Origin of the sequence: Pseudomonas sp. (assembly GCF_049645325.1) — a bacterium.
Lineage (GTDB): Bacteria > Pseudomonadota > Gammaproteobacteria > Pseudomonadales > Pseudomonadaceae > Aquipseudomonas.
Map to the genome: position 1 here is coordinate 1 of NZ_JBARTQ010000087.1, position 3,245 is coordinate 3,245.

At 61.9% G+C, this 3,245-nt stretch carries 4 protein-coding genes; 1 reads left to right on the forward strand and 3 read right to left on the reverse strand.

The genetic code is table 11. The features are described from left to right. Positions 1–65: 65 nt before the first annotated feature. Genes WBB95_RS03660 through WBB95_RS03670 form a run of 3 tightly spaced genes read right to left on the reverse strand, consistent with a single transcriptional unit; the run spans position 66 to position 2,412 of the window. A complete protein-coding gene (locus WBB95_RS03660; RefSeq protein ID WP_424486341.1) occupies positions 66–1,412 on the reverse strand; it encodes an ATP-binding protein in 1,347 nt (448 codons plus the stop codon). Next, a complete protein-coding gene (locus WBB95_RS03665) occupies positions 1,409–2,086 on the reverse strand; it encodes a response regulator transcription factor (RefSeq protein WP_071483192.1) in 678 nt (225 codons plus the stop codon). Before WBB95_RS03665 ends, WBB95_RS03660 begins: the two co-directional genes overlap by 4 nt. A 17-nt stretch (positions 2,087–2,103) precedes the next feature. After that, a complete protein-coding gene (locus tag WBB95_RS03670) occupies positions 2,104–2,412 on the reverse strand; it encodes a hypothetical protein (RefSeq protein ID WP_424486342.1) in 309 nt (102 codons plus the stop codon). 136 nt (positions 2,413–2,548) lie between these two features. Here WBB95_RS03670 and WBB95_RS03675 point away from each other — a divergent pair. Further along, positions 2,549–3,245, forward strand: a 697-nt coding sequence (locus tag WBB95_RS03675) for a 4'-phosphopantetheinyl transferase family protein (RefSeq protein ID WP_424486343.1), incomplete at its 3' end; no start/stop codon positions are given.

Consider the following 3,245-nt stretch of genomic DNA (forward strand, 5'->3'; position numbering starts at 1 on the left):
ATTTTTCAGCCTTGAAAGTTGTGTAGATACTTATGCTGCGATGAGGCCAGTAAGGGCAATAAAGATCAAGCCGCCGGAAAGTGAATCTTGAACGCCGCCCCACCCAAGGGCGAATCACCCAAGGTCAGGCGCGCGCCATAACTTTCGATGATGTCCTTGACCACCGCCAGGCCGATGCCCTGCCCCGGGTGCTGACGGTCCAGCCGTTCGCCCCTTTGCAGAATCCGCGCGCGCTGGTCGGGCGGTACGCCGGGGCCGTCGTCTTCAATGCACAACTCGGTGCCTTCGAGGCTCTCGACCAGGCTGATGCGCACTTCGCGCAGGCACAGGCGGTAGGCGTTTTCCAACAGGTTGCCGAGCATTTCCAACAAGGCGCCCTTCTCGATCGGCACATCGCAGTCCGGCGGCAGCTCAAACGTGACCCTGACACGCTTGTCGCGGTACACCTTGTCGAGCGTGTCGCACAGGCTTTGCAGCACCGGCTCCAGGCGCACCTGATGGCGTACCAGACCGCTTTTGCGCAGGCTCGCGCGCTGTAACTGATAGCCGATCTGCTGGCTCATGCGCTCGATCTGCGATTGCAACACCCAAGCCTGGCCGCGCTCTTCCGGGCGCTGGGCCATGTCTTCGCTGACACCCTGCAATACCGCCAGGGGGGTTTTCAGGCTGTGGGCCAAGTCGTCAAGGGAATCGCGGTAGCGCGCCCGTTGCTCGCGCTCACTGTGCAACAAGCGGTTGAGGGAGCCGGTGAGGCGCAGCAATTCACGAGGATGTTCCTCGGAAAGGCTTTCACGGGTGCCGCCTTCGATCTGGTCGAGTTCCTGGCTCAGGCGTCGCAGGGCTTGCAGGCCCCAGGTCAGGCCCAACCACAACAGCGTGAGCAGGACGAGCAAAGCTGCACCGAAGCCCAAGTACAGGTTTTCGCGCAGGCCTTCGAGGGTCAGTTGGTATTCGCGCACCGGCTGCAGGGCAACAATACTGAACGCCGCGCTCTTGCCGCCGAGCAGCTTGACCTCGACGTCATACACGAAAAATTCCTGGCCATTGGCCTCGCGGATACGTGCGAACTCATTGCCGCGCCCGTCATAGCGCGGTTTGTAGTTGATGTTTTCTTCCTGGGTCGCCCGCGAGCGCCACACCAGATGGCCTTCACGGTCATAGATATAGCCGAGCAAGCGACTATCGGTGAGGTTGAAACGTTCGTCCGGCAACTGCGCCGGCATCAGCAGGCGATTGTTTTCGACCCGCGCGGCGGAAATCAGCGTGGTGACGTCCGAGGCCAGGCGCTGCTCGATGGAATCCTGCAGCGCCAGGCTGAACGCGCCTTGCATGGCGGGCAACAAGCCCAACATAAACAGCACGGCCAAGGTGGTGGCCGCGAGCATCAAGCGCACACGTAACGAGCGAATCAACGGCAGCGCTCATTGAACAGGTAACCCAGGCCGCGCACGGTGTCGATCGGCTTGAACCCGGCCGGGCCTTCCAGCTTGCGGCGCAGGCGCCCGACCAGCACTTCGATGACGTTCGGATCACGCTCGTCGTCATCAGGGTAAAGCTGTTCCATCAAGCGGTCCTTGGCGACCACTTGCTGATGGTGACGCATCAGGTATTCGAGAATCCGATATTCGTAGGCGGTCAGCGCAAGCGGCTGCTCATCCAGGGACGCCTGCTTGCGATTGAGGTCCAGCAGCAAGGGCCCGGCGACGATGGTCGACTGGGTAAACCCGCTGGAGCGACGCAGCAAGGCGTTCATCCGCGCTTCCAGCTCTTCGAACTGGAATGGCTTGACCACATAGTCGTCGGCACCGGCGGCCAGACCTTCGACTTTATCCTGCCAGTTGCCGCGCGCGGTGAGGATCAGGATCGGGAATGTCTTGGCCTGGCTGCGCAATTGGCGGATCAGGTCCAGGCCGCCCATGCCGGGCAGGCCCAGGTCGATGATGGCCAGGTCATGGTTGAATTGGCCGGTCTGGTAGAGGGCTTCTTCGGCATTGGCCACGGCTTCGACCACATGCCCACTGTCTGTCAGGCGGGTCAGCAGGTGATGGCGCAACAGCGCCTCATCTTCAACCACCAGCAATTTCATAAGGCTCTCCAAGGCAATCAACTGTCCGACTGGGGGATATCATAGCGGCCCTGCAAGTCTTGCGGGCGCAGTTTAATCCCATTGTATTGGCCCGTCAGGTGTTCGTAGCCGGTGCGGTACGCCGGTTGCGGCGCGGTAAGGCCCAGCGACTGCCCCCACGGCGCGGCGTGGTTGCCCGCGTCTTCGAAGCTGACACGTTGGATCAGGGTGCTGGATTTCTTGGTTTTTTCGCCGCCAAATGCTGCAAACGCGCCATCTGAGGCTTGGGCCCCGGCAGTGGCACTGAGCATGGTTAACGCCAACATCAGCTTTTTGATCGCAGTCATGGTGCTTACCTCTACGCGTTTTGGCTGTAGGCCCAGACTACGCAGGCGCCCCTGAACTCCCCCTGAACGGGCTCTGAACCTCACCTGAACCATCACGGGCTATCCACTGGCGCGCCAACTCGGCAAAATACCGCGCATGACGCCCCTACCCGCTTGCTGCACCCCACTCGACGCCCATTGGCCATTGCCCGAACCATTGCCGGGCACGGTGTTTCTCAGCACCCGCTTCGACCCGGCCTTATTGAACGCCAGTGATTTCCAGCGCAGCGCTGTGCCGCCGCCGGCGAGCATCCAGCGCTCAGTGGCCAAGCGCCAGGCCGAGTTTCTGGCCGGTCGCCTGTGCGCCCGTGCGGCGCTGCAGCAGTTGGACCAGCTTGACTGCGTGCCGGCCATCGGCGAAGACCGTGCGCCGGTGTGGCCTGGGCATATCAGTGGTTCCATCACTCACAGCACCGGGCATGCTGCGGCGATTGTCGGGCACAAGGCGCAATGGCGCGGGCTGGGCATGGACCTGGAGAATGTGCTGACGCTGGAGCGGGCGGAGCGTTTGGCCGGGGAGATTCTGACTGCCGATGAGTTGCAGCGCATGGCGTCAGTGCCGCGCGAGCAGGTCGCCCGGCTGGTGACGCTGACGTTTTCGGTCAAGGAGAGTTTGTTCAAGGCGCTGTATCCGATTGTGCAGAAGCGCTTCTATTTTGAGCATGCCGAGGTGGTGGAGTGGTCCGCGGCGGGCCGTGTGCGGTTGCGGTTGCTGACGGACCTGTCTGCTGAATGGTGTTATGGCAAGGAGTTAGAGGGGCAGTTTGCGGTGGAGGGGGAGCAGTTGTTGAGCT